Origin of the sequence: Delftia acidovorans NBRC 14950 (assembly GCF_001598795.1) — a bacterium.
Taxonomy (GTDB): Bacteria; Pseudomonadota; Gammaproteobacteria; order Burkholderiales; family Burkholderiaceae_C; genus Comamonas; species Comamonas acidovorans.
This window is the reverse complement of the sequence record NZ_BCZP01000006.1, coordinates 190,142-216,398: the sequence shown is the minus strand read 5'-3', so window position 1 is coordinate 216,398 and position 26,257 is coordinate 190,142. Positions and strand designations below refer to the sequence as shown.

The 26,257-nt window shown below is 68.2% G+C and carries 23 protein-coding genes; 15 read left to right on the top strand and 8 right to left on the bottom strand.

What is annotated here, in order from left to right; translation table 11 throughout:
• Positions 1–148: 148 nt before the first annotated feature.
• Positions 149–1,474: a beta-ketoacyl-ACP synthase II gene (gene fabF / locus DA1_RS09985; RefSeq protein ID WP_051940997.1), complete on the top strand. Its 1,326-nt coding sequence runs from the start codon at positions 149–151 to the stop codon at positions 1,472–1,474.
• A gap of 28 nt (positions 1,475–1,502) precedes the next feature.
• Here fabF and DA1_RS09980 read toward each other — a convergent pair whose 3' ends face one another.
• Positions 1,503–2,348: a MurR/RpiR family transcriptional regulator gene (locus DA1_RS09980; RefSeq protein WP_016448717.1), complete on the bottom strand. Its 846-nt coding sequence runs from the start codon at positions 2,346–2,348 to the stop codon at positions 1,503–1,505.
• Positions 2,349–2,556: 208 nt separating this feature from the next.
• On the opposite strand from DA1_RS09980, the gene tal reads away from it, so the two are divergent.
• From tal to DA1_RS09965, 3 genes are all read left to right on the top strand, one after another.
• Positions 2,557–3,510, top strand: coding sequence for a transaldolase (tal, locus tag DA1_RS09975; protein WP_034397078.1), 954 nt, complete (start codon positions 2,557–2,559; stop codon positions 3,508–3,510).
• Between the two features lie 4 nt (positions 3,511–3,514).
• On the top strand, positions 3,515–5,134 hold the full coding sequence (gene pgi / locus DA1_RS09970) for a glucose-6-phosphate isomerase (protein ID WP_034397077.1): 1,620 nt from the start codon (positions 3,515–3,517) through the stop codon (positions 5,132–5,134).
• A gap of 231 nt (positions 5,135–5,365) precedes the next feature.
• The gene (locus tag DA1_RS09965) at positions 5,366–6,265 is read left to right on the top strand and encodes a transporter substrate-binding domain-containing protein (RefSeq protein WP_012207470.1); all 900 of its coding nucleotides are present in this window, start codon (positions 5,366–5,368) and stop codon (positions 6,263–6,265) included.
• On the opposite strand, the gene pdxR is transcribed toward DA1_RS09965, so the two are convergent.
• A complete protein-coding gene (gene pdxR / locus DA1_RS09960) occupies positions 6,250–7,776 on the bottom strand; it encodes a MocR-like pyridoxine biosynthesis transcription factor PdxR (protein WP_034397076.1) in 1,527 nt (508 codons plus the stop codon). The genes DA1_RS09965 and pdxR overlap by 16 nt on opposite strands.
• A gap of 241 nt (positions 7,777–8,017) precedes the next feature.
• Between pdxR and DA1_RS09955 the strand changes: the two genes are divergently transcribed.
• Genes DA1_RS09955 through DA1_RS09925 form a run of 7 tightly spaced genes read left to right on the top strand, consistent with a single transcriptional unit; the run spans position 8,018 to position 16,215 of the window.
• On the top strand, positions 8,018–9,613 hold the full coding sequence (locus DA1_RS09955) for an ABC transporter substrate-binding protein (protein WP_034397075.1): 1,596 nt from the start codon (positions 8,018–8,020) through the stop codon (positions 9,611–9,613).
• 16 nt (positions 9,614–9,629) lie between these two features.
• Positions 9,630–10,607, top strand: a complete 978-nt coding sequence (locus DA1_RS09950) for an ABC transporter permease (RefSeq protein WP_012207467.1) — start codon at positions 9,630–9,632, stop codon at positions 10,605–10,607.
• Positions 10,608–10,611: 4 nt separating this feature from the next.
• Positions 10,612–11,520 (top strand): ABC transporter permease, encoded by a 909-nt coding sequence (locus tag DA1_RS09945; RefSeq protein ID WP_034397074.1) that lies wholly within the window; start codon positions 10,612–10,614, stop codon positions 11,518–11,520.
• A complete protein-coding gene (locus DA1_RS09940; RefSeq protein ID WP_034397073.1) occupies positions 11,520–12,548 on the top strand; it encodes an ABC transporter ATP-binding protein in 1,029 nt (342 codons plus the stop codon). Before DA1_RS09945 ends, DA1_RS09940 begins: the two co-directional genes overlap by 1 nt.
• On the top strand, positions 12,545–13,567 hold the full coding sequence (locus DA1_RS09935; RefSeq protein ID WP_034397072.1) for an ABC transporter ATP-binding protein: 1,023 nt from the start codon (positions 12,545–12,547) through the stop codon (positions 13,565–13,567). Before DA1_RS09940 ends, DA1_RS09935 begins: the two co-directional genes overlap by 4 nt.
• Positions 13,568–13,586: 19 nt before the next feature.
• Positions 13,587–15,251 carry an amidohydrolase gene (locus tag DA1_RS09930; RefSeq protein WP_034397071.1) on the top strand — a complete coding sequence of 555 codons (1,665 nt, stop codon included), beginning with the start codon at positions 13,587–13,589 and terminating at the stop codon, positions 15,249–15,251.
• Between the two features lies 1 nt (position 15,252).
• Positions 15,253–16,215 carry a CobW family GTP-binding protein gene (locus DA1_RS09925; protein WP_034397070.1) on the top strand — a complete coding sequence of 321 codons (963 nt, stop codon included), beginning with the start codon at positions 15,253–15,255 and terminating at the stop codon, positions 16,213–16,215.
• On the opposite strand, the gene DA1_RS09920 is transcribed toward DA1_RS09925, so the two are convergent.
• A complete protein-coding gene (locus tag DA1_RS09920; RefSeq protein WP_012207461.1) occupies positions 16,190–17,110 on the bottom strand; it encodes a LysR family transcriptional regulator in 921 nt (306 codons plus the stop codon). The genes DA1_RS09925 and DA1_RS09920 overlap by 26 nt on opposite strands.
• Positions 17,111–17,276: 166 nt before the next feature.
• On the opposite strand from DA1_RS09920, the gene hglS reads away from it, so the two are divergent.
• A complete protein-coding gene (gene hglS / locus DA1_RS09915) occupies positions 17,277–18,692 on the top strand; it encodes a 2-oxoadipate dioxygenase/decarboxylase HglS (RefSeq protein ID WP_034397069.1) in 1,416 nt (471 codons plus the stop codon).
• A gap of 111 nt (positions 18,693–18,803) precedes the next feature.
• Positions 18,804–20,081: an aminotransferase-like domain-containing protein gene (locus DA1_RS09910; protein ID WP_034398975.1), complete on the top strand. Its 1,278-nt coding sequence runs from the start codon at positions 18,804–18,806 to the stop codon at positions 20,079–20,081.
• Between the two features lie 109 nt (positions 20,082–20,190).
• On the opposite strand, the gene groL is transcribed toward DA1_RS09910, so the two are convergent.
• From groL to DA1_RS09895, 3 genes are all read right to left on the bottom strand, one after another.
• On the bottom strand, positions 20,191–21,834 hold the full coding sequence (gene groL, locus DA1_RS09905; protein ID WP_013800679.1) for a chaperonin GroEL: 1,644 nt from the start codon (positions 21,832–21,834) through the stop codon (positions 20,191–20,193).
• A gap of 46 nt (positions 21,835–21,880) precedes the next feature.
• Positions 21,881–22,171 (bottom strand): co-chaperone GroES, encoded by a 291-nt coding sequence (locus DA1_RS09900; protein WP_012207457.1) that lies wholly within the window; start codon positions 22,169–22,171, stop codon positions 21,881–21,883.
• A 185-nt stretch (positions 22,172–22,356) separates the two neighbouring features.
• The gene (locus DA1_RS09895) at positions 22,357–22,941 is read right to left on the bottom strand and encodes a TetR/AcrR family transcriptional regulator (RefSeq protein ID WP_034397068.1); all 585 of its coding nucleotides are present in this window, start codon (positions 22,939–22,941) and stop codon (positions 22,357–22,359) included.
• 85 nt (positions 22,942–23,026) lie between these two features.
• Here DA1_RS09895 and DA1_RS09890 point away from each other — a divergent pair, with 85 nt between their 5' ends.
• Positions 23,027–23,494, top strand: a complete 468-nt coding sequence (locus DA1_RS09890) for a nuclear transport factor 2 family protein (protein WP_016445466.1) — start codon at positions 23,027–23,029, stop codon at positions 23,492–23,494.
• A gap of 71 nt (positions 23,495–23,565) precedes the next feature.
• On the opposite strand, the gene DA1_RS09885 is transcribed toward DA1_RS09890, so the two are convergent.
• Together DA1_RS09885 and DA1_RS09880 are read right to left on the bottom strand one after the other, a co-directional pair.
• Complete coding sequence (locus DA1_RS09885; RefSeq protein ID WP_034397067.1) at positions 23,566–23,892, bottom strand: DUF4148 domain-containing protein; 327 nt, start codon at positions 23,890–23,892, stop codon at positions 23,566–23,568.
• A gap of 142 nt (positions 23,893–24,034) precedes the next feature.
• On the bottom strand, positions 24,035–25,534 hold the full coding sequence (locus DA1_RS09880) for an efflux transporter outer membrane subunit (protein ID WP_080737017.1): 1,500 nt from the start codon (positions 25,532–25,534) through the stop codon (positions 24,035–24,037).
• An 89-nt stretch (positions 25,535–25,623) separates the two neighbouring features.
• Between DA1_RS09880 and DA1_RS09875 the strand changes: the two genes are divergently transcribed.
• Complete coding sequence (locus DA1_RS09875) at positions 25,624–26,241, top strand: TetR/AcrR family transcriptional regulator (RefSeq protein WP_012207452.1); 618 nt, start codon at positions 25,624–25,626, stop codon at positions 26,239–26,241.
• The last annotated feature ends 16 nt before the right edge of the window (positions 26,242–26,257 follow it).

The following is a 26,257-nucleotide window of genomic DNA, read 5'->3' as shown; positions in this document are numbered from 1 at the left end:
CATAAATCAGCCCCTGCCATGGCCTGTGCGCCATGTTCTGCAGGGGCTGTGCACTCTACAGGGAAGAACCGATGAATGCCTGTTCACTTCTGCGCAGCCTGCTGCCTGGGCCCGCTCCGACCTCCGCACGGTGTGCCAGGAGCGGCTCATGAATACGGCCCATACGGCGCATACGTCCCAGACGTCCCATACGGCTGCCCACCTGCCTCGCCGCGTGGTCATCACGGGCATGGGCATGGTCTCGCCGCTGGGGCGGGGCACTGAATTGGCCTGGCGCCGGCTGCTGTCCGGCGCATCGGGCCTGAGCCGGCTGCCCGAGGATCTGGCGCCCGATGTGCCGGGCCAGGTGGCAGGCCAGGTGCCCGACCTGGCCCGCGACCCGGAAGGCGGCTGGGACATCGATGCCGTGGTCTCGCCCAAGGACCAGCGCAAGATGGACCGCTTCATTCCGCTGGCGCTGGACGCATCGGACCAGGCCCTGGCCCAGGCCGGCTGGCAGCCTGCCAGCGAGCAGGAGCGCACGCGCACGGCCTGCATCATTGCCTCGGGCATCGGGGGCTTTGGCGCCATTGCCCAGGCCGTGCGCACCACGGACAGCCGGGGGGTGTCGCGCCTGTCGCCCTTCACCGTGCCGTCTTTCCTGGTCAATCTCGCGGCCGGGCATGTGTCGATACGCCATGGGCTCAAGGGTCCGCTGGGTGCGCCGGTCACTGCCTGCGCGGCCAGCGTTCAGGCGGTGGGCGACGGCCTGCGCATGATCCGTTCGGGCGAGGCCGATGTGGCGCTGTGCGGCGGCACCGAGGCTGCCATCGACCGCGTGAGCCTGGGCGCATTCGCGGCGGCCAAGGCCCTTTCCACGGGATACAACGACCGGCCCGAGGAGGCCTCGCGCCCCTTCGACACAGGCCGCGACGGCTTTGTCATGGGCGAGGGCGCGGGCGCCCTGGTGCTGGAGGGGCTGGACCACGCCCTGGCGCGCGGCGCCGTGCCGCTGGCCGAAGTGGTGGGCTACGGCACCAGCGCCGATGCCTATCACATCACCTCGGGCCCGGAGGATGGTGACGGCGCGCGCCGCAGCATGGCGCAGGCGCTGGCCATGGCCGGGCTGTCGCCGGATCAGCTGCAGTACCTCAATGCCCACGCCACCTCCACGCCCGTGGGCGACCGGGGCGAGCTGGCGGCCATGCGCTCCCTGTTTGGCGAGGGCAGCGGCGCGGCGATCAGCTCCACCAAGTCGGCCACGGGCCATTTGCTGGGCGCGGCGGGCGCGGTGGCGGCCATCTTCACGGTGCTGGCGCTGCGCGACCAGATGGCGCCGGCCACGCGCAATCTCGTGGAGCCCGATCCCCTGGCCCAGGGGCTGGACCTGATCGCCGGCGCGGCAAGACCCTGGGCCATGGAGCATGCCCTGGTCAACGGTTTCGGCTTTGGTGGCGTCAACGCCTCGCTGGTGCTCAGGCGCTGGCAGGGCTGAGCGAGGAGGGTGGGCCTGGGGGCCGGTGCTACGTGTAGCGCTTGGCCCGCAGGTTGTTCTTCATCTGCTCCAGCGCAGGCTGCAGGGCCGGGCCGATGCGCAGCGCCACGCAGGTGGCCAGCACGTCGATGACCAGCAGGTGCAGCAGGCGCGACACCATGGGGCTGTAGCGGTCGTAGCCCTCGGGATGGTCGGCGGCCAGATGGATGTGGCAGGCCGAGGCCAGGGGCGAGCCGCTGGCGGTGATGGCAATCGTGGTGGCGCCGTTCTTGCGCGCGATGTCGGCGGCGTCCATCAGGTCGCGCGTGCGGCCCGAGTTGGAAATGATCACCGCGCAGTCGCCGGGCCCCAGCAGGGTGGCGCTCATCACCTGCATGTGGCCGTCGCTGGTGGCCAGGCTGGTCACGCCCAGGCGAAAGAACTTGTGCTGCGCGTCCTGGGCCACAATGCCCGAATTGCCTGCGCCGTAGAACTCGATGCGCCGCCCCGTCTGCCAGGTCGAGGCGATGGCCTGCGCCGCCTGCTCTATGGCCGTGGTGCTGGCGGCATTGCGGTATTGCAGGAAGGCGGCCACGGCGTTGTCCACCACCTTGACCATCACGTCGCTGGTCTTGTCGTCGGTGTCCACGCTGCGGTGGATGAAGGGCACACCCTCGCTGACGCTGCCGGCCAGCTTGAGCTTGAAGTCGGCCAGGCCGTCGTAGCCCATGCTGCGGCAAAAGCGCACCACCGTCGGCTTGCTGACATGGGCGCGCTCGGCCAGTTCGCGCACCGGCTGCCGTGCGAAGGCCCGAGGATCGGCCAGCACCAGGCGGGCCACGCGTTGTTCGGCGGGAGCAAGCGAGGGCAGCGAGGCGGTGATGCGGTCCAGCATTAGGCGGTGGGCGTTGTTCTATGGGTAAAGGGAAGCGGTTGCCGCAAGGCAGATCCAGCGCGCATTTTGCATGAGCGGCAGCCTTCGCTTACTTTCCTGACGCCGATGCAAACCATGCGGGCGCATACACTCGAAGGATTTGCCGGTACAACCGCACCGCCCTGGTGCGATGCCGCCCCTCGCCAGGCTCCCGCCCAAAGGATGTTCCATGAACCAGCTTGACGCGCTTCGACAGTACACGACCGTGGTGGCCGATACCGGCGACTTCCACCAACTGGCCCAGTTCCAGCCACGGGATGCGACCACCAATCCCTCGCTCATCCTCAAGGCGGTGCAAAAGCCCGAGTACGCACCGCTGATGCGTGCCACCGTGGCCCAGTACAAGGGCCGCAGCCTCGACGAGGTCATGGACCGCATGCTGGTGCGCTTTGGCTGCGAGATCCTGAACACCATTCCGGGCCGTGTCTCCACTGAAGTCGATGCGCGCCTGTCGTTCAACACCTCGGCCACCGTGGCACGTGCCGAGCGCCTGATCGAGCTGTACCAAGCCGAAGGCGTGCACATCGACCGCGTGCTCATCAAGATCGCCTCCACCTGGGAAGGCATCGAGGCGGCGCGTCAGCTGGAGCTGCGCGGCATCCACACCAACCTCACGCTGCTGTTCTCGTTCTGCCAGGCCGTGGCCTGCGGACAGGCCAAGGTGCAGCTGATCTCGCCCTTCGTGGGCCGCATCTACGACTGGTACAAGAAGCAGGCTGGCGCCCAGTGGGACGAGGCCGCCATGGCCGGCGCCAACGACCCCGGCGTGCGTTCCGTGCGTGCCATCTACGAGCACTACAAGCACTTCGGCATCGCCACCGAGGTCATGGGCGCGAGCTTTCGCAACACGGGCCAGATCGTGGCACTGGCCGGCTGTGACCTGTTGACCATCGCCCCCGAACTGCTGGCCCAGCTGGGCGCCAGCGATGCGCCCCTGGCGCGCGCCCTGGACCCCGAGGCGGCGCGGACCCTGGAGCTCGATCCCGTGCACTACGACGAGGCCGGGTTCCGCCTGGCCCTCAACGAAGACGCCATGGGCACCGAAAAGCTGGCCGAAGGCATTCGCGCCTTTGCTGCCGACACGCGCAAGCTCGAAGCATTGATGCAGCAGGCCGCAGACTGATTGGATGAAGACCTTGCCCGTTCTGTGCAATACCTTGCCGGCATGGCCGGCACTTGAAAGCCATTTCCACGAAGACATCCAGACCCTGGATCTGCGCCAGGCCTTTGCCGCGGACGCGGGCCGGCTGGACGCGCTGAGCCAGCAGGCGCCCCATGTCTTTGCCGACCTGTCCAAGAACCTCTGGACCGAGCGCACCGAAGAGCTGCTGCGCGAGCTGGCGCAGCAGGCCGGCGTGCTGGCCCAGCGCGACGCCATGCTGGCCGGCGAGCCCGTCAACTGCACCGAAGGCCGTGCCGTCATGCACTGGCTGCTGCGCATGCCGCGCGACGGCGGCCAGCTGCGCCACTGCGCCACCGTGCAGCAGTGGCAGCCGGCCATGCACGAGGCGCTGGGCCAGGTGCACGAGACGCTGGACGCCATGCTGGCCCTGGCCGAGCAGGTGCGTGGTGACGAGGGCATCACCGACATCGTGAACATCGGCATCGGCGGCTCGCACCTGGGCCCCGAAGTGGTGGTCAATGCGCTGGAGGACTGGGTCGATGCGGGCAAGAATTTCCATTTCGTCTCCAACGTCGATGGCCATGAGCTCGGCCATGTGCTGCGCCGCGTGCGCCCGCACAGCACGCTGTTCCTGATCGCCTCCAAATCCTTCACCACGGCCGAGACCATGCTCAACGCGCACTCGGCGCGCCGGTGGTTCCTGGAGCAGGGCGGCAGCGAGGACCCGCAGGCCGCGTGCTCCATCGACCGGCACTTCGTGGCGCTCACCACCAATGTGCAGGCAGCAGCCGACTTCGGCATCCGCCGCACGCTGGGATTCTGGGACTGGGTGGGCGGCCGTTTTTCGCTGTGGTCGGCCATCGGCCTGCCGGTGGCCATTGCCATTGGCGCGGCGCAGTTCCGTGCGCTGCTGGACGGCGCGCATGCCATGGACGCGCATTTCTTTTCCTCGGGCGTGGACGGCAACCTGCCGCTGCGCCTGGGCCTGCTGGACGTCTGGTACCGCGATTTCTGCGGCTTCTCCAGCCGCTGCATTGCCCCCTACAGCCATGGCCTGCGGCGGCTGACCGCCTACCTGCAGCAGCTGGAGATGGAGAGCAACGGCAAGGGCGTGACGCGCGGCGGGCAGACCCTGCCCGTGCGCACGGCGCCCGTGATCTGGGGCGAGCCCGGCACCAATGGCCAGCATGCCTTCTTCCAGATGCTGCACCAGGGCCAGGACGTGATTCCCGTGGAGTTCATCGCGCTGCGCGACGGCGGCAAATACCTGGGCGCACACCACCAGAGCCTGGTCGTCAATGCCATTGCCCAGGCCCAGGCCCTGATGGAGGGGCGCCACGGCGAAGGGGCAGAGCGCCATTGCGCGGGCAACCGGCCCAGCAGCTTCCTGCTGCTGCAGCAGCTGGACCCGGCATCGCTGGGCGCCCTGATCGCGCTGTATGAGCACCGTGTCTTTTCCGCAGGTGCGGTCTGGGGCATCAACAGCTTCGACCAATGGGGCGTGGAGCTGGGCAAGCACCTGGCGCGCCAGCTGCATGCGCGCCAGGACAGCGGCGACTGGCAGGGCGTCGATGCCTCGACGCAGGGCCTCATGCACCGGCTTGCGGCAGGGTCGGCCGGCTGACCGGGCGCGGCGGGCCTGTGGCCAACGCGGCGCACCAGCAGGGTGCCGGGTCATGTGGGTGGAGCATGACCTTCTTCCATTTCATCGTTATGCACAGGCGCCTGATTGCTCGATAGTTGATGCAATCGCCTTGACGGCGGCCCTGCCTGGAGGCAGCCGGTGACGGCGGCACGGCAGGGTGGAGGCGCAGCGCGCCTTCGGACCTGCAACAACTATCCAAGGAGACCCTCGATGCGATTCGTACTGGCCCATGTGGCGATGGCATGTGTGGTGGCGGCAACTGGCGCTGCCCATGCACAGGAGGCGGCCGGCACGCTGGACAAGATCCAGAGCACAGGCAAGGTGGTGATGGGCGTGCGCGAAAGCTCGGCGCCCATGGCCTATGCCTTCGGGACCACGCAGAAGTACGTGGGCTACCACGTGGAGCTGTGCGAGAAGGTGCTGGCCCAGATCGTGCCCAAGGCCAAGATCGAGTACATGGCCCTGACCTCGCAGAACACCATGCCCCTGGTGCAGAACGGCACCGTGGACATCGGCTGCGGCCCGACCACGAACAACCTCGCTCGCCAAAAGCAGGTGGCCTTTGCCGTGACCACCTACGTGAGCCAGGTGCGCATGGCCGTGCGCGCCGACTCGGGCATCACCTCCTTCAAGCAGCTCGACGGCAAGCCCGTGGCGGCCTCGGCCGGCACGACCGCCGTGCAGCTGCTGCGCAAGTACGGGCGCGACAATGGCGTGAACCTGCCCACCTCGCTGGGCAAGGACCATTTCGAGAGCTTTCTGATGCTCGAATCGGGCCGTGCCGATGCCTTCGTGCTGGACGACAACCTGCTGGCCGGCGTCATCGCCAACTCCAAGAACCCTGCAGGCTTCAAGATCGTGGGCGAGGTGCTGGGCTCCGAGCCCATCGCCATCCTGTTCCGCCGCGATGACCCCGCCTTCAAGAAGGCCGTGGACGACGTGCTGGTGGGCATGATGGCCTCGGGCGAAGTGGCGAAGATCTACGACAAGTGGTTCGTGCAGCCCATTCCGCCCAAGAATGCCCCGCTGAACCTGCCCATGAGCGACCTGCTCAAGCAGCTGCTGCAAAAGCCCAACGACAAGCCGCTGGAATCCTACGCGCAGCAGTGATTGCGGGCTGAGTCCAGCTCCATCACCGCCCGCGCCAGCGCCTGGATGCCGGCATCGATCTGATCGATGGCAATGGAGGACAGGCGCAGCCTGAAAAAGGGGCAGGGCTGGCGCGGCGTCGCAAAGAACGCGCTGCCTGCCTCGATCAGCACGCCGTGGCGGCGCGCCACGGCGGCCAGCGCATCGGCATCCAGCCACGCCGGCGCCTGCACCCACAGCGATGCGCCGCCCTGGGGCTGGCGGAAGATGAAATCCGGCAGGTGCGCGCGCAGCGAGCGGTCCACCTGCGCCACGCGTTCCAGCATGGCCTGGTTCACGCGGCGCGCATGGGCCTCATGGTGGCCCAGCGACAGGAACAGCGCATAGGCATGCTGCAGGAAAGCGCTGGGGTGGCGCACCATGGCATGGCGCAGCACGCGCAACTCGTCGATCAGCGCGCGCGGCGCGACGATGTAGCCCAGCCGCAGCGCGGGCGACAGGCTCTTGGACAGCGAACCCACATAGATCACACGCCCGCCCTTGTCCAGGCTCTTGAGCGCGGGCATGGGCGTGCCCTGGTAGAGGTTCTCGGCCTCGTAGTCGTCCTCGATGATCACGAAATCGCCCTGCTCGGCGCGGCGCAGCAGTTGCTCGCGCCGCTGCAGGCTCAGCGTCACGGTGGTGGGACTCTGGTGCGAGGGCGTGACGAACAGATAGTCCAGCGGCGGCAGGCCATCGACCACCACGCCTTCCTCGTCCACGGCCACGGGCACCCAGTGGGGGCGGCGCAGCGAAAAGGTGTTGCGCGCATGCGGGTGGCCGGGCTCCTCGAAGCCCAGCCGCTGCGAGGGGTCCAATAGCGCGTCGGCCAGCAGGTAGAAGGCCTGCTGCGCGCCCACGGTGACCAGGATCTCTTCCTTGAGCGCGAACACGCCGCGCCGGGGCAGCAGGCGCAGGCGGATCTGCTCGATCAGGTCGGGAACGTCGTCGGTCTCGAAGTCCGGCGTCCAGTGCGGCAGCTGGGCGCGCGCCAGGCTGCGCGTGCAGCATTCCCGGAAGCCTTCGGTGGGAAACAGCGCGGGATCGTGCATGCCGTATACGAAGGGGTAAGGGTACTCGCGCCACTGCTGCGGCTTGGACAGCGTGTGCCTGTCCGTCAGCGAGCGCAGCACGCGTGCAGACCAGTCCGGTGCGGGCTCCCCGGGACTTGTCGCAGGCAGGGCCACGGCGCCGTCCACACCAGCCAGGCGCGAATCCCGGGCCACGAACACGCCGCTGCGCGGGCGGGCCTCGAGAAAGCCTTCATCCACGAGCTGCTCGTAGACCGTTGTCACGGTATTGCGCGACACCTCCAGCAGGCGCGACAGCTCGCGCGAGGGTGGCATGGCCGCGCCGGGTGGCAGGCGGCCTTCGAGGATGGGCTGGACCAGGGCCAGGCGCAGGCGGTCCTTCAGGGGAAGGCCGGGCTGCTCGGGCAGCGCGAACAGGCGGGCCCACTGGTGGCGTGGGTCTGTGGCGGAAGGGGTGCTCATGGCGCAACGGAGGCAATCGGGGGCGTTCTTGGCGCGGCCGGGCAGAGGGCGCGCGGTCGGCGCCATGTTGCGGTGCGGGTGCGGGCAAGTAAAGGTTTGGGCCGGCCGACGCGGGTAAACACCGGGCCTCTGGCTCCTACGTTTGGACGGCTGTGGCCCCCGCGGCCCGCGCCCTTGTTGCGTATTCTGGATTGAAGGCAGCGAGCCGCGCGGCCTGGCGATCCAACGAGGGAGACAGTCCATGCACACCATCACTTTCCGACGCCGCGCCCTGGCGGCCCTGGCCCTGGCCGGCGCGCTGGCGGGCCTGGCGGCCACGCCGCTGCAGGCCCAGGAGCCGCAGCGCGGCGGCACCCTGATCGTGGGCAGCACCCAGGTGCCACGGCACCTGAACGGCGCCGTGCAATCGGGCATTGCCACGGCCATGCCTTCCACCCAGCTGTTCGCCAGCCCGCTGCGCTTCGATGACCAGTGGAAGCCCCAGCCCTACCTGGCCGAATCCTGGAAGCTGGCCGAGGATGGCAAGTCGCTGACCCTGAACCTGCGCAGGAATGCCGTGTTCCACGACGGCAAGTCCATCACCTCGGCCGACGTGGCCTTCTCCATCATGGCCATCAAGGCCAACCATCCGTTCCAGACCATGCTGGGGCCCGTGGAGAAGGTGGACACGCCCGACCCCTACACGGCCATCATCCGCATGAACGCGCCGCATCCGGCCATCCTGCTGGCCATGAGCCCTGCGCTGGCGCCCATACTGCCCAAGCACATCTATGGCGATGGTGCCGACCTCAAGACCCATGCGCGCAACAGCGCCGACGTGGTGGGCTCGGGGCCGTTCAAGCTGACCGAGTTCCGCGCGGGCCAGCGCATCGTGATGGAGCGCTTCGACAAGTTCTTCCTGCCGGGCCGGCCCTATCTGGACAAGCTGGTCTTCAACATCGTGCCCGACTCCTCCAGCCTGCTGCTGAGCCTGGAGCGCGGCGACGTGCAGATGGTGCCCTACCTGCAGGCCTCCATCGACCTGAAGCGCCTGTCCACCAATCCCCAGATCACGCTGACCGGCAAGGGCTTCGAGGGCATAGGCTCGATCAACTGGCTGGCCATCAACACCGGCAGAAAGCCGCTGGACGATGTGCGCGTGCGCAAGGCCATTGCGCATGCCATCGACAAGAACTTCATCACCAAGGCGCTGATGGGCGGCTTTGCCACCGTGGCCGACGGCCCCATCGTGGCGGCCAGCCCCTTTGCCTCGGCCGACCTGGTGCGCTATCCGCTGGACCTCAAGAAGTCGGCGGCCCTGCTGGACGAGGCAGGCCTCAAGCCCGGGGCCAACGGAGAGCGCTTCAAGATCAGCATCGACTACCTGCCCGGCTCGGACGAGCAGCAAAAGAACGTGGCCGAGTACGTGCGCGCCCAGCTCAAGAAGGTGGGCATCGCGGTCGAGGTGCGGGCCTCGGCCGACTTCCCGGCCTGGGCCCGGCGCCTGGCCACGCATGACTTCGACCTGTCCATGGACATCGTCTTCAACTGGGGCGACCCGGTCATCGGCGTGCACCGCAGCTACCTGTCCACCAACATCAAGCCCGTGGTCTGGACCAACACCCAGTCCTACCGCAATCCCAAGGTGGACGAGCTGCTGAACACGGCCAGCAGCACGCTGGACACGGCCGAGCGCAAGAAGCTCTATGCGGCCTTCCAGAAGACCGTGACCGACGAGCTGCCGGTGATCTTCATCAACAACTCGCCCTACCACACTGCCGCGCGCAAGAACGTGGGCAACCTGCCGACCACGGTCTGGGGGCCGGCCTCGCCCTATGACGAGATCTTTCTGAAGTAGTCGGGAGGTGCAGTCCATGGCTTTTCTTCGCACACTCCTCAAGCGGCTGCTGCAGGGCCTGGCGCTGGTGCTGGCCGTGGTGGTGCTGAACTTCATGCTGGTGCATGCGGCGCCCGGCGATCCCGTGGAGACCATTGCCGGCGCCAGCGGCGGCATGGAGCCCGAGCTCATGGCCGAGCTGCGCACACGCTACGGGCTGGACCGGCCGCTGCCCGTGCAGCTGGGCATCTACCTGGCGCGCGTGGCCAGTGGTGATCTGGGCTACTCCTACTTCTTCAACCTGCCGGTGGCGCAGATGATTGCCGAGCGCGTGCCCGCCACCTTGCTGCTGGTGCTGGCCGCCGTGCTCACGGCCTTCGTGGTGGGCACGCTGCTGGGCGTGCTGTCCTCGCGCCGGCCCAACGGCCTGCTGTCGCAGTGCATCACCGTGCTGTCCCTGGTGGGCTTTGCGGCGCCCGTGTTCTGGACCGGCATGCTGCTGGTGCTGGCCTTTGCCTCCTGGTGGCCCGTGCTGCCGGTGTCGGGCATGCGCTCGGCCGATGCCGCAGGCGGCGCAGGCCTTGCCGACCTGCTGGACGTGGCCCGGCACCTGGTGCTGCCTGCGCTGACACTGGCCCTGGTCTACCTGGCGCAGTACAGCCGGCTGTCGCGCTCGTCCATGCTGGACGTGCTGGGCGCCGACTACATCCGCACGGCGCGCGCCAAGGGCCTGGCCGAGCATGTGGTGCTCTACCGCCATGCGCTGCGCAACGCGCTGCTGCCCGTGGTGACCATGCTGGGCCTGCAGTTCGGCAACGTCATGGCTGGCGCCATCATCGTCGAGACGGTCTTCAACTGGCCGGGCCTGGGCCGGCTCGCCTTCGACTCGGTGCTGAGGCGCGACTACCCGACCATCCTGGGCGTGCTGCTGTTCTCCTCCATCGTCGTGGTCGTGATGAACCTCGTCACCGACCTGTGCTACCGGCTGATCGATCCCCGCATCAAGGCGGCCTGAGACCATGAATGCCATCACACCACCTTCCGTGTCCGTGCCGAGCGTCGCCGCGCCGCAGGCCGCAGCCCATGCCGAGCACCCGGCGCGCGAAGCGCTGCGCATGTTCCTGCGCAACCCCTCGGCCATTGCCGGTATGGCCATGCTGCTCATCGTGCTGCTGGTGGCCATCGCCGGCCCCTGGATCTGGCCTGCGGACCCTTTCGAGATCCGCACCATGCCGCTGAGCCCGCCGTTCAGCGAGGAGGCCTGGCTGGGCAGCGACCAGCTGGGGCGCGACGTGCTCACGGGCATCATCCACGGCGGCCGCGCCACGCTGCTGGTGGGCGCCTTCGCGGCTTTGCTGTCGGTGTGCATCGGCGTGACGCTGGGGGCGATGACCGGCTACTACGGCGGCCGCGTCGATGCCCTGCTGATGCGCGTGACCGAGTTCTTCCAGGTGCTGCCCGCACTGCTGTTCGCCATGGTCGTGGTGACGCTGTTCTCGCCCTCGCTGGTGACGGTCACGCTGGCCATCGGCAGCGTCAGCTGGCCGGCCACGGCGCGGTTGACGCGGGCCGAGTTCATGCGCATCCGCCAGCTTGAATTCGTTCGCGCGGAGAGCGCCATCGGCGCGCGCCACGGCCGCATCATCTGGAAGGTGATCCTGCCCAATGCGCTGCCGCCGCTGGTGGTGTCGGCCACGCTGGCCGTGGGCGCCGCCATCCTGTTCGAGGCAGGCCTGTCCTTCCTGGGCCTGGGGGACCCCAATCAGATGAGCTGGGGCCTGATGATCGGGTCGGCCCGCCAGTACCTGCTGTCGTGCTGGTGGGCCGTGGCCTTTCCCGGTGCCGCCATCTTCGTCACCGTGCTGGCCGTCAGCCTGATCGGCGACGGCCTCAACGATGCACTCAACCCCAAGCTGAGGGAGCGCTGATGGACACCGACACCCCCCTGCTGCAAGTGAGCGGCCTGCGCGTGGCCTTCCAGGGCCGGCGCGGCCAGGCGACGGTGCTCAACGGCGTGGATTTCGATCTGCGCGCGGGCGAGACCCTGTGCGTGGTCGGCGAATCCGGCTGCGGCAAGAGCATGACGGCGCTGGCGCTGCTGCGCCTCATTCCCTCGCCTCCGGGCCGCATCACGGGCGGGCAGGTGCGCTTCCAGGGCGAGGACCTGGTGGCCGCCGGCGAGGCCCATATGCGCCAGGTGCGCGGCAACCGCATCTCCATGATCTTCCAGGAGCCGATGACCTCGCTGAACCCGGTGCTCACCGTGGGCGAGCAGATCGCCGAGCCGCTGCGCCTGCACGCCGGCCTGGATGCGGCCGCCGCGCGCCAGCGCGCGGTGGAGATGCTCCGGCAGGTCGGCATCCCCGCGCCCGAGCGGCGCGTGCACGAGTACCCGCACCAGCTGTCGGGCGGCATGCGCCAGCGCGTGATGATTGCCATGGCCCTGGCCTGCCGGCCCGACATCCTGATCGCCGACGAGCCCACCACGGCGCTGGACGTGACCGTGCAGGCGCAGATCTTCGACCTGCTGCGCGAGCTGCAGCGCGACAAGGGCACGGCCATCGTGCTGATCACGCACGACATGGGGGCCGTGGCCGAGATGGCCGACCGCGTCATGGTCATGTATGCGGGCCGCGTGATCGAGCAGGGCCGCTGCGAACAGGTGCTGTCGGCGCCCGCCCATCCGTACACGCGCGGCCTGATCGCCTGCCTGCCCGAGCTGGGCAGCAGCCAGGCAGGCGGGCGCACCGAGCTGCCCGAGATCCCCGGCGTCGTGCCCTCGATCTGGGAGTTGGGCAGCGGCTGCGCCTTTCGTGCGCGCTGCCGCGAGGCCCAGCCGCGCTGCGCCAGCGAAGCCCCGCCGCTGACCGCGCTGGATGATCCATCCCACGGCGTGGCCTGCTGGCTGCACGCTCCCGCTTCCCGCATCCGCGCCCATACGGAGGCCCTGGCATGAACGCACGCATGGACGAGACCCTCTTGCAGGTGGACGATCTCCAGGTCCACTTTCCGCGCCCGGGCAAGGGCCTGTTCGGCAGGCCCGAGGTGGTCAAGGCCGTGGACGGCGTGTCCTTCAGCCTGCGGCGCGGCAGCACGCTGGCCGTGGTGGGCGAGTCGGGCTCGGGCAAGACGACCACGGCGCTGGCCGTGATGCGCCTGGCGCCCGTGACGGCAGGCCGCATGCAGCTGGGCGATACCGACCTGGGCGGCCTGTCGGGCGAGGCCCTGCGCCAGGCGAGGCGGCGCATGCAGATCGTGTTCCAGGACCCGTTCTCCTCGCTGAATCCGCGCCAGCGCGCGGGCGATGCGGTGCGCGCTCCGCTGGACCTGATGGAGGTGGGCACGCCGGCCGAGCGCGAGGCGCGCGTGGCCGAGCTGTTCACCCAGGTCGGCCTGCGGCCCGAGCAGCGCCAGCTATTTCCGCACCAGTTCTCGGGCGGCCAGCGCCAGCGCATCAACATCGCGCGCGCCCTGGCCACGCGGCCCGAACTCGTGGTCTGCGACGAACCCGTGTCGGCGCTGGACATCGCCATCCGCGCCCAGATCCTCAACCTGCTGGCGCGACTGCAGCGCGAGCTGGGCCTGAGCTACCTGTTCATCTCGCACGACATGGCCGTGGTCGAGCACATCTGCGACGACATCGCCGTCATGTACCTGGGCCAGATCGTGGAGCGCGCACCGCGCCAGGCCTTCTTCGCGCGGCCGCTGCACCCCTACAGCGTGGCCCTGATGTCGGCCGTGCCCACGGTGCGCGGCGGGCGTGAGCGGGCGGCGCGGCGCATTCGGCTGGCCGGCGACCCGCCCAGTCCCATCGACCCGCCTGCGGGCTGCCGCTTCGCCGGGCGCTGCCCCGTGGCCGTGCCTGCGTGCTCGGCCGAGGCGCCACCGCTGCGCGAAGCCGCCCCCGGCCACTGGGTGCGCTGCATCCGCGTGGACCACATCGATGGCGTGCCGCGCGCGCCGCTGGCCCTGTGAACCCGGAGCACCCGCCACCATGAGCATCACTGTCTACGCCGCCCGCAAGATCATCACCATGAACCCCATGCAGCCCGAGGCCACGCACGTGGCCGTGCGCGACGGGCGCATCCTCGCGGTCGGGGATCTCGCGCGCTGCACGGCCTGGGGCGAATGCCGCATCGACGAGCGCTTTGCCGACCAGGTGCTGCTGCCCGGCCTGGTGGAGGGCCACTGCCACCTCAAGGAAGGCAGCATGTGGGATTGGACATACACGGGCTGGTTCGACCGGCGCGACCCCGATGGCAAGGTCTGGCCCGGCCTGCGCTCCATGGATGCCGTGGTGGACCGCCTGGCCGAGGTGGCGGCGCGCATGGATGCGCAGGGCCTGCCGGCCGGCCAGCCGCTGATCGCCTGGGGGTTCGATCCCATCTACTTTGGTGGCGAGCGCATGACGGTGGAGCACCTGGACCGCGCCGCAGGAGGCCGTCCCATCGTGATCTCGCACGCCAACGGCCATTTGATGAACGTCAACAGCGCCATGCTGCGCCTGGCCGAGATCACGCGCGACAACGAGGTCGAGGGCGTGGTGCGCTTTGCGCCCGGCCACGCCCTGGCCGGTGAGCCCACGGGCGAGCTGCAGGAGCCGGCCGCCATGTTCCTGGTACTGCGCAAGATCGGCAACGCCGGCCTGCTGGCGCCCATGACCGAGGCGGGCGTGCGCTCCTTCGCGCGCCTGGCCTGCCGCCAGGGCGTGACCACGGCCACCGACCTGGTCAACAGGCTGGGTGAGCAGGACTGCCGCGTGCTGGAGGCCGCGCTGGCCGATGACCAGGTGCCCATCCGCATCCTGCCCGCCTTCCAGGCGTTTCACGGCACGCATGGCGCCGAGGCCGGCGCCGGGCATGTGCGCGCGCTCATGGCGCGCAACACCGACCGGCTGCGCTACGGCCTGGTCAAGATGATGCTGGACGGCTCCATCCAGGGCTTTTCGGCGCGCCTGCGCTGGCCCGGTCACTACAACGGCGCGCCCAACGGCATCTGGGTCACCGCGCCCGCGCAGTACGAGGCCGATTTCGAGACCTACCACCGCGCAGGCCTGCTCATTCATACGCACACCAATGGCGACGAGGCCAGCGAAGCCTCCATCGACGCCATAGGCCGCGTGCTGGCCCGCGCCCCCCGGCCCGACCACCGCCACACGCTGCAGCATGGCCAGATGATCGATGCGCCGCTGTTTCGCCGCATGGCGGCGCTGGGCCTGTGCGCCAACCTGTTCGCCAACCACCTCTGGTACTGGGGCGACCAGCACTACGAGATGACCATGGGGCCGGACCGTGCCCTGCGGCTCGATGCCTGCGCCAGCGCGCTGGCCGCCGGCGTGCCGCTGGCCATCCATTCGGATGCGCCCGTCACGCCGCTGGGGCCGCTGTTCACTGCCTGGTGCGCGGTCCACCGGATCACGCCCAAGGGCCGCGTGCTGGGCGTGGCCGAGCGCCTGACCGTGGCCCAGGCCCTGCATGCGGTCACGCTGGGCGCGGCCTGGACACTGAAGCTGGACCACGAGATCGGCAGCATCGAATGCGGCAAGCGCGCCGACTTCTGCGTGCTGGAGGACGATCCGCTGTCCCTGGACCCCATGGTGCTCAAGGACCTCAGGGTCTGGGGCACGGTGCTGTCGGGGCGCGTCTTCAAGGCAGCATGACATGGGGCAGCGGTTGCCGTTCACGGTCATCGGCGGCTTCCTGGGCGCCGGCAAGACCACGCTGCTCAACCACTGGCTGCGCCATGCGGATGGCCAGCGGCTGGCCGTGCTGGTCAATGACTTTGGCGCGCTCAACATCGATGCAGGCCTGATCAAGGTCCACAGCGGCGACACCATCGCGCTGACCAATGGCTGCGTGTGCTGCCAGATCGGCGATGACCTGTCCATGGCCCTGATCGGCGTGCTGCAGCAGCGCGATCGCTTCGACGCCGTGGTGGTCGAGGCCAGCGGCGTCTCCGACCCCTGGCGCATTGCCCAACTGGGCCTGGCCGATCCCGCACTGGCGCTGGACGGCGTCATCGTGGTCGTCGATGCCGCTGCCCTGCCCGGGCAGGCGGCCGACCCGCTGCTGGCCGACACGCTGCAGCGCCAGGTGGCCCGGGCCGACCTGGTCATCGTCAACAAGACCGATCTGGCCGATGCCCGGACCCTGGAGCGCGTGCACGGCTGGATAGCCAGCCACGCGCCAGCCGCGCAACGCTGCGATGTGCGCGAAGCCCGGGTGCCCGTGCAACTGCTCAGCGGCGCAGCCCTGCTGCGTGGCGTGCGGGAGGTCTCATGGGGTGCCAGCACTGCGCGCCCCATGCATGGCCGGCAGTTCGAGACCTGGTCCTGCCAGCCGCCCGGGGGGCTGTGCGAGACGGCCCTGCAGGCGTGGCTGCAGGCCATGCCGGCTGGCGTGCTGCGGCTCAAGGGCGTGGTGCAGACCGGGGTGGGCCAGTGGAGCGAGCTTCAGTTTGCCGGGCGCAGCGGCCGGCTGCGTGCCGCATCAGCGCCCGCGCCCGCGCAGCAGCAGGTGCCCGCCATCGTGGCCATCGGCCTGGCCGGGCAGTTGCCGGTGGCCGCGCTGCAGGCGCTGGTGGCAGGCGCTGCGGGCGTCAGGGCTGCGGGCCGTCCCGCATGAAATCCTGGGCCGCCTGCTGCAGCCACTCGCGCAGGCTTTGCAGCGGCGGGTAGTTGCCGCGGCTCGTGGGCCAGGCCAGGTAGTAGCGCTCGGCGCTTTCCATCTCGGGCAGATGGGGCAGGGCACGCACCAGATCGCCCTGTGCGAGTTCGCGCTCGATCAGAAAGCGTGGCAGCAAGGCCACGCCCACGCCGGCGATGGCGGCCTGGGCGGCGGTGGCGAACTGGTCGAACAGCATGCCCTGGCCCTCGGCCATGGGCGCGTGGTGCACGGACAGCCAGCGCTGCCAGGCATCGGGGCGCGATGCCAGGTGCAGCAGCGGCGCCTGCAGCAGGTCCTGGGGCTGGGCAAAGCCATGCTGGGCCAGCAGGGCGGGGCTGCAGGCAGGCACCACGGTCTCGCTCATCAGAAAGGCCAGCTCGGCGCCCGGCCAGTGCGGCAGGCCGAAATGGATGGCGGCGTCCACGGCTTCGAGCTGGAAGTCGAACTGGGACAGCCGCGTCGTCAGGTTGATGGTGATGCCCGGGTGGGCGCTGAAGAACTGCGGCAGGCGCGGCGCCAGCCAGCGCGTGCCGAAGGTGGGCAGGATGGCCAGGTTCAGGCTGCCGCCGCGCGGGTTGGCCCGAAAGCCCAGCGTGGCGGTGGAGATGCGCATCAGCGCGCCGCGTATCTCCTGGGCATAGGCCTGGCCGGCCGGACTGAGGCGCACGGTCTGGCGCTCGCGCACAAAGAGCTCCGCCTCCAGCCGCTCCTCCAGCGCGCGGATCTGGCGGCTGACGGCGCTTTGCGTCAGGTGCAGCTCGGCCGCAGCTGCCGTGAAGCTCTGGTGCCGGGCCGCCGCCTCGAAGGCGCACAGCAGGGACATGGGGGGCAGGAAACGGCGGGACAGCAGCATGGCAGAGGGCGGTGGGGCAATCGTGGGAGGGGCATTCTGTTTGGGAATGACCTATGGGCCTGATTATCGTTTGACCAGGCTCAAGGCGCAGACCTAGCATGCGTGCCAGGAATCCACCCCGCCGCAGGGCTGCCCTGTGGCTCCAACTTCAGTCCCCACGAGCACCATGTCCTCTACGCCTGCCCACACCTTCGTGCCCTCCGACGAGATCCGCGCACGGTTTTCCAGCGCCATGTCCGAGATGTACCGCGATGAAGTGCCCCAGTACGGCACGCTGATCGAACTCGTGGCCGACATCAACCAGCGCACCCTGCAGGCCGAGCCCGCGCTGCTGGCCCGTATGCAGCGCAGCGGCGAGCTGGCCCGCCTGGGCGTGGAGCGCCACGGCGCCATCCGCGTGGGCACGGCGGCCGAGCTGTCCATGCTGCGCCGCCTGTTCGCCATCATGGGCATGGAGCCCGTGGGCTACTACGACCTGTCGGTGGCCGGCGTGCCCGTGCACTCCACGGCTTTCCGCCCCGTGGGCGATGCGGCACTGCTGGCCAACCCTTTCCGCGTCTTCACCTCGCTGCTGCGCCTGGACCTGATTGCCGACGAGGCGCTGCGGGCCCAGGCGGGCGCCATCCTGGCGCAACGCAGCATCTTCACCGAACGCGCGCTGGCGCTGATCGCCCAGGCCGAAGCCCATGGCGGCCTGGCCGACGCCGATGCCGACGCATTCGTGCGCGAGGCGCTGGAGACCTTCCGCTGGCACAGCGAGTCCACCGTGGACGGCACCACCTACGACGCGCTGCACAAGGCCCACCGCCTGATCGCCGACGTGGTCTGCTTCAAGGGCCCGCACATCAACCACCTGACGCCGCGCACGCTGGACATCGACGCGGCCCAGGCCGCCATGCCCGCACGCGGCATGGACGCCAAGGACGTGGTCGAAGGCCCGCCGCGCCGCGCCTGCCCCATCCTGCTGCGCCAGACCAGTTTCAAGGCGCTCAAGGAGACCGTGCGTTTTGCGGGCGATGCCACGGGCGCGGGCTCGCACACGGCGCGCTTCGGCGAGATCGAGCAGCGCGGCGTGGCGCTCACGCGCAAGGGCCGCGCGCTCTACGACCAGCTGCTGGCCCAGGTGCGCGACATGGGCAGCGCGGGCAGTGCCGCACCCGACTACGGCAGCCGCCTGGCCCAGGTCTTCGAGGCTTTCCCCGACACCCATGAGCAGCTGCGCCGGCAAGACCTGGCCTTCTACCGCTTCACGCTGAGCGACGAGGGAGCCGCCCTGGCCGCAGGCGAGGCCGCAGCGGCCGCCGCCTCGGACCTGGACGCCCTGATCGCCCGCGGCCTGGCCCAGGCCGAGCCCATCGTCTACGAAGACTTCCTGCCCGTGAGCGCGGCCGGCATTTTCCAGTCCAACCTGGGCGGCGAAGAGCAAAAGCAATACGCGGCCCATGCGGCCCAGCAGGCCTTCGAGGCCGACCTGGGTGCCCGCGTGCATGACGAGATCGCGCTGTACGAGCAGGCCCAGCAGCGCTCCATCGACCAGCTGCGCAGCGCGCTGCGCGGCCAGGCCACCAAGGTCGCTGCATAGGCGCCGCCCCGGGCAGAGCCCGCCACCGTTGATCCCCTTCCCCGGGGCGCATGCACAGGCGCCAGGCCTGCGCGTGCGCCCCTTTGTTTTTGCCATTTGCCGGAGGCCTTCATGAGCACCGCAGACCAGGGCGCGTCGTCGCCCACCGCCCATCTGTTCAACCCGCTGTTCGCACAGCCCGAAGGCTCGCCGATCCGCGAGCTGTTTCCGTACCTGAGCCGTCCCGGCATGCTCTCGCTGGCCGGAGGCTATCCCTCGCCCAGCCTGTTCGATGCCGAAGGTTTGCAGCAAGCCGCCATGGCCGCGCTGCAGCAGGATGCCGCCACCAGCCTGCAGTACGGCGCCAGCGAAGGCCAGCTTGCGCTGCGCGAAGCCCTGGCCGCGCTGTGCGCCACGCGCGGCATTGCCTGCACGCCGGCCGACATGATCGTGACCACGGGCTCGCAGCAGGCCTTCGACCTGCTGGTCAAGGTGCTGGTCGAGCCCGGCGATCCGGTGCTGGTCGAAGTGCCTGCCTACCCGGCCACGCTGCAGACCCTGAAGCTGGCCCAGGCACAGGTCGTTGCCGTGCCCACGGACGAGCAGGGCCTGGACACCGAGGCCCTGGCCCGCCTGCTGGCGCAGTGGCCCCATGCGCGTGCCCCCAAGCTGCTCTATACCGTGCCCAACTTCTCCAACCCGGGCGGCACCCTGCTGCCCGCGGCGCGGCGCACGGCCCTGGTGGAGCTGGCGCGCCAGCATGGCTTTGTCATCGTCGAGGACGATCCCTATGGCGAGCTGCGCTTCAGCGGCCAGCGCGAACCGTCGATCTACGAAACGGGCCTGGCGCTGTGCGGCGCCCAGGCCAATCCCGTGGTCTACCTGTCCAGCCTGTCCAAGACCGTGGCGCCTGCGCTGCGCATCGGCTGGATGCTGGCCGACGCCCAACTGCTGCGCCGCTGCACCATCGCCAAGCAGACGGCCGATCTGTGCACCTCGCCGCTGGCGCAGATGATCGCCGCGCACTATCTGCGCTCGGGCCGCTATGCGCCCCAACTGGCCCAGGCCTGCGCCGAGTACGCGGCGCGCATGGATGCGCTGTGCTCTGGCATGCAGTCGGCCCTGGGCGATCAGATCCGCTTCGTGCGGCCTGCGGGGGGCATGTTCGTCTGGGCCCAGCTGCTGCCGCCGCAGCGGCTTGCGGGCGATTCCCAGGCCCTGGCCCGTGCGCTGTTCACGGCAGCGGTGGAGCAGGGCGTGCTCTATGTGCCGGGCAAGGCCTTCTTCCCGGCCGATGCGGCAGACAAGGCCGGCCTGTGCATGCGCCTGTCGTATGCGGCGCCCACCGTGCCCCAGATCACCGAGGCCGTGGCACGCCTGGGCCGGGCCTGGGGCCAGGCCGTGTCCTGAAAGACATCGGCAAAAGCGTTCATGCAATGACAAAGGCCGCCCGAGGGCGGCCTTTGTCTTGCTGGGCAAACCGGGTATGGCGCAAGGCCTGCCCGGTTGCGGCGGGCAATTACATGCCCATGCCGCCCATGCCACCCATGCCGCCCATGTCGGGCATGGCAGGGCCGCCTTCAGCCTTGGGAGACTCGGCGATCATGGCTTCGGTCGTCAGCAGCAGCGATGCCACGGAAGCGGCGTTCTGCAGGGCCGTACGCGTCACCTTGGTCGGGTCCAGGATACCCATTTCCAGCATGTCGCCGTAGGTGTCGTTGGCAGCGTTGAAGCCGTAGTTGCCCGAGCCGTTCAGCACGGCATTGACCACCACCGAGGGCTCGCCACCGGCGTTGGCCACGATTTCGCGCAGGGGCGCTTCGATGGCCTTCATGATCAGCTTGATGCCGGCGTCTTGCTCGGCATCGCCGGTCTTCAGGTCGCCCACGGCTTGCTTGGCACGCAGCAGAGCCACGCCGCCGCCGGCCACGATGCCTTCTTCCACAGCAGCGCGGGTAGCGTGCAGGGCGTCTTCAACGCGGGCCTTCTTTTCCTTCATCTCGACTTCGGTGGCAGCGCCAACCTTGATCACGGCAACGCCGCCAGCCAGCTTGGCCACGCGCTCTTGCAGCTTTTCGCGGTCGTAGTCGCTGGTGGCTTCTTCGATCTGGATGCGGATCTGCTTGACGCGGGCTTCGATTTCAGCAGCTTGGCCAGCACCGTCGATGATGGTGGTGTTTTCCTTGCCGATTTCGATGCGCACTGCCTGGCCCAGGTCTTCCAGGGTCACCTTGTCCAGCGCCAGGCCCACTTCTTCAGCGATGACCTTGCCGCCCGTCAGGATGGCGATGTCTTCCAGCATGGCCTTGCGGCGGTCGCCGAAGCCAGGAGCCTTGACAGCCACAACCTTCAGGATGCCGCGGATGGTGTTGACCACCAGCGTTGCCAGGGCTTCGCCTTCGACGTCTTCTGCAATGATCAGCAGGGGACGGCCGGCCTTGGCCACGGCTTCCAGCGTGGGCAGCAGGTCGCGGATGTTGCTGATCTTCTTGTCGAACAGCAGCACGAAGGGGTTGTCCAGCAGGGCAACCTGCTTTTCAGGGTTGTTGATGAAGTAGGGCGACAGGTAGCCGCGGTCGAACTGCATGCCCTCGACGACGTCGAGTTCGTTGGCCAGCGACTTGCCTTCTTCAACGGTGATCACGCCTTCCTTGCCGACCTTGTCCATGGCTTCGGCAATGATGCTGCCCACGGATTCGTCGGAGTTGGCGGAGATCGAGCCGACCTGGGCGATTTCCTTGGAGGTGGTGGTGGCCTTGGATTGCTTCTTCAGCTCTTCCACCAGGGCGGCGACAGCCTTGTCGATGCCGCGCTTGAGGTCCATGGGGTTCAGGCCGGCGGCCACGTACTTGGTGCCTTCGCGGACGATGGCCTGTGCCAGCACGGTGGCGGTGGTCGTGCCGTCACCGGCGATGTCGTTGGTCTTGGAGGCCACTTCCTTCACGAGCTGGGCGCCCATGTTCTGCAGCTTGTCCTTGAGTTCGATTTCCTTGGCGACCGAGACACCGTCCTTGGTCACGGTGGGGGCGCCGAAGGAGCGCTCCAGCACCACGTTGCGGCCCTTGGGGCCCAGGGTGACCTTGACCGCGTTGGCCAGGATGTTCACGCCTTCAACCATGCGGGCGCGTGCTTCGCCGCCGAAAACTACGTCTTTTGCTGCCATTTCAATTCTCCGGATTCAGTTGGAAAGTGCGGTTTCGAAGCGCGGATTACTTTTCGACGACTGCGAACAGGTCGTCTTCCTTCATCACCAGCAGTTCGTCGCCATGGACCTTGACGGTCTGGCCGCTGTACTTGCCGAACAGAACGCGGTCGCCGACCTTCACGTTCAGAGCGATCACTTCGCCCTTGTCGTTCTTCTTGCCGGGGCCCACTGCCAGCACTTCGCCCTGGTCGGGCTTCTCGGCGGCATTCTCGGGGATCACGATGCCCGAAGCCGTCTTGGTTTCGTTCTCGAGGCGCTTCACGATCACGCGATCGTGCAGGGGACGCAGGTTCATACCAACTCCTAAATCATCAACAAAGTTGAAACAAAGACTTGCCGGCCCGGCGGGCCGGCATTCGAAGCAATGTGGGACAGAGGGCTGTTAGCACTCATACCCAACGAGTGCTAATAATAAGGCAATTCGGCCAGGATTCAAGGGGTAGGGTCGATGTGCCGCAAGACGGCACACCCGGTGCGGCACTAGCGCAAGGGCAGGGGCAGATTCACAACCCCCGCTGCCGCTGCCTTGAAGTTCTCCATGACTTCATCGATCGGCTGACCCATCTGCGCATGAACGATGGCGCCATCCGCCACCAGGGTGAGCGCAGCGCCCACGGACACGGGATGGCCACCGAACAGGCGATCCAGCACGGACGACATTTCCTGCTTGTGCCGCCGGACCGTTGCCAGGATCTCAGGGTCGCAAGAGCCCAGTTCGGCAGCGGCATTGAGAAAGGCGCAGCCCCGAAAGTCGGGCTGGCCGAACCAGCTCCTGAGGGTGGCGGACAGGGCATCCAACGCTGACGAGCCCCCGGCGGTGGCCTGCGCCAGGCTGGCCTGGAACCAGGAAATCCACCGCTCATGGCGGTAGTCGAGGTACGCCCGGATCAGGTCGTCCTTGCTGGCGTACTGGCGGTAGAAGGTGACTTTGCTGACCGACGACCGCTCGATGATCCGGTCCACGCCCGTGGCCCGGATGCCCTCTGCGTAGAAGAGGCCATGGGCTGCCACCAGGATGCGCTCGCGGGGCGGCAATGACTCGAAGGATGGCTCGGAAGTTTTCATGAAGACATTGTAGACAGATCGTTCCACCTCCGTTAGAGTGATGCATGTAGACAGATCGTTCTACATCTCTTCAAAAGGTCACATCATGGAAACTCGCCCACCCCTGCCCCCGTTCTCTCTCGCAAGCGCCGTCCAAAAGGTCCGTCTGGCCGAGGATGGGTGGAACACACGCGATGCGGCCAAGGTCGCGATGGCCTATACCCCCGACACGAAATGGCGCAACCGGGCGGAGTTCGCCAACAGCCGCGCCGAGGCCCAGGCCCTTCTTGAGAGAAAGTGGAAGAAGGAGCTGGACTACCGGCTGATCAAGGAGCTTTGGCTGTACGCGGAAAACCGGATCGCAGTCCGCTACGCCTATGAGTGGCACGACGATGCCGGGAACTGGTTCCGGTCGTACGGCAACGAGAACTGGGAATTCGAGGCCGACGGTCTCATGCGCCGACGCTTCGCATGCATCAACGACATGCCCATCCAGGAGTCGGAGCGCAAGTTCCACTGGCCGCTGGGGCGTCGCCCCGATGACCACCCCGGTCTGTCCGACCTGGGCCTGTAGGCAAAGCCCCGGGCCACGTCCCTAGGCAGCCAGCCGCTGCCGCGATGGCCTGGGCGGGGAGGAGCTCCGCCTTACCGACTCAACGCCTTGCGGACCTCCGCCTGAAACGCCTCGCTGTTGCGAAGGCGCAGGTACTCCTGGTATGCGGCCCGATATTCCTGCGTTTCGACTCCGTAGGAGATCGATATCTCCGCATGGCGGTCCAATCCGGCGCGGCGCCAGAGTGCGAGATCGGCGATGACTTCGGCGCGGGAAAGCGCTGCGTCCGATGTGGCTGCCGAGGCATCTTGCGTCTGCGAATGGGCTGCGAAGCAGGTCGAGAAGGCGATGGCCGCAAGCGCCGGCTTCAGGATGCGTGCGGCTGCAGCAACGGTGGGGGAGGGGATTGTGTTTGACATGGTTTGACGGATGGGGGTTGGTGGAGCCGGGCCATGGCTTCGGCCGCCTGCTTGGGCAGGTCGCTTGGGCCGCATGTCCCGCAGGGGTGTTCGGTTTCTTTGCTGTGTGTGGAAAGGGGGCTCCTTTCGGGAAGTGGCAGGTTCAGCGGGCAACGCTGGCGGGCAGACCGTGGCTGGCGGCTGCCAATGCCCTGGAAGGCTCCGGCGTCCAGCCGCCGCCCAGCGCCTTGAAGATCGCGACCGTCGATCGCGCCGACTCCATCCGGGCCTGCGCCTGTGCATCCAGCACGCCCAGCAGGCTTTCATCCGCCTGCAGTACCTCGATCAGGCTGACCACGCCCTTGTCGTAGGCGGCGCCTGCGGCCTGCCGGGCCCGCGTGAGCGCATCCGCGCCCCTGGCGAGCACGGCCATCAGCTCCTGCCGCTTGTCCAGCGAGACCAGGGCGTTCTCCACCTCTTCCGTGGCGCGCAGTACCGACTGCCGGTAGGCGGCAAGGCTTTCCGCCTCCTGTGCCTGCGCCTGGTGGATCTGGGCGTTGATGCGACCGAAGTCGAACAGCCGCCAGCGCAGGCCGCCCACAACGCTTGCCTGCGACGCGCCGGCGCTGAAGAGATTGCCCGCGGAGATGGAGGTGGCGCTGCCGATCAGGCCGCTGATCGAAAGCTTCGGGTAGTACTCGGCAATCGCCACGCCGATGCGTGCGTTCGACGCTGCCAGGCGCCGCTCCGCCGCGATGAGGTCCGGGCGTCGCCGCAGCAGATCGCCGGGCGCCTCCGCCAGGGAAAGGGTGGGCAATACGGGGACCGGGCGGGGATCGGCCAGTTCGGCCCGGTGCGTGCCGGGTGCCGTGGCCAGCATCACGTCCATGGCGTTGAGCGCGGCCTCGAGCGCATTTTCCAGCGGCGGAACGGTGGCTTGTGCCCGTGCGAGCGCTCCCTCGACCTGGCGCAGCTGAAGCTCGGGTGCCAGGCCCTTGTTCCACCGCAGTTCGACGATGGAGCGCAGTTGCTGCTGGGTTTGCACTTGCGAGCGTGCCACTGCCAGCCGCGCCTGCAGGCCGCGAATCTGGATATAGGTGTCCGCAGTCTGGGCGGCCACCGCGAGCCGCACGGCAGTGGCGCCGGCTTCCGATGCCTGGTACTCGGCCAGGGAGGCCTGCCTGGCCTTGCGCAGGCCGCCGAAGAGATCAAGCTCCCAACTGGCCCCGAGGTTGGCCTCCTGGGCGCTGCCGTAGCGATCGAACCCCGGCATGGAGTCGAGCACCCGGCCCAGCGGAGTCTCGACCGACTGATAGCTCCTGGCCGTTTGCGCCGAGATCTGGGCTGACGGCAGCAACGCAGCTGCCGCCGCATCCAGCCCGGCGCGTGCCTGAAGCACGCGGCCAGCGGCCTGGGCAACATCCAGGTTTTGCTGCAGTGCCGCCGTGACGAGGCGCGCCATCTGCGGATCGCCAAAGGCTGCCCACCAGGCTGCAAGGTCCGTGGAGGAGGCCGGCGAGGGCGGCTTGGTCTCACCCAGAACGCGGCTGCCCATGTAGGCCTGGGGCAGGGCCGTGGCGGGCGGCTGGTAGTCGGGGCCTACCGCACACCCTGCACAGAGGCTGGTGAGCATCAGAAAAACGGGGGCGGCAAGACGCGGCATGTTCAACAGTCAGAAGCGTGGTGACGCTGTGACTATATTCCAAAATAGTCACTTGCATAGTATTTTTTTGATGGAGTAAGCTAGGCCGCATGAGCACCACCAACGTCTATCCGACCTCTGCGCGCGGCCCGGTCGAACACGATGTCCGGCAACAGATCGTGACTGCGGCGAAAGAGCATTTCAGCCGCTACGGCTACGAGAAAACCACGGTGTCCGACCTTGCCAAGGCCATCGGCTTTTCCAAGGCCTACATCTACAAGTTCTTCGAGTCCAAGCAGGTCATCGGCGAGATGATCTGTTCCAACTGCCTGATGGAGATGGAGGCGGAGATCCGCCAGGCCGTCGCCAGCACGGATGCGCCTCCCGAGCAGCTGCGGCGCCTGTTCAAGGCGATCGTCGCTGTCACGCTGCGGCTTTTCTCCGAAGACCGCAAGCTGTACGAGATCGCCATTTCGGCGTCGGCCGAGCGCTGGCAGGCAGCGCAGGCCTATGAGGAACGCATGCATCAGCTGCTGCTGCAGATACTCGATGCCGGGCGCCAGCGGGGCGACTTCGAGCGCAAGACGCCGCTGGATGAAACCGGGCGCGCCATCTTCCTGGTCATGCTTCCCTACCTGAACCCGGTGATGCTGCAGCACAGCCTCGACCATGCGGACGAGGCGCCCGCACAACTGGCCGGATTGGTGCTGAGAAGCCTGTCGCCTTAAAATCCTCAGTTGTGAC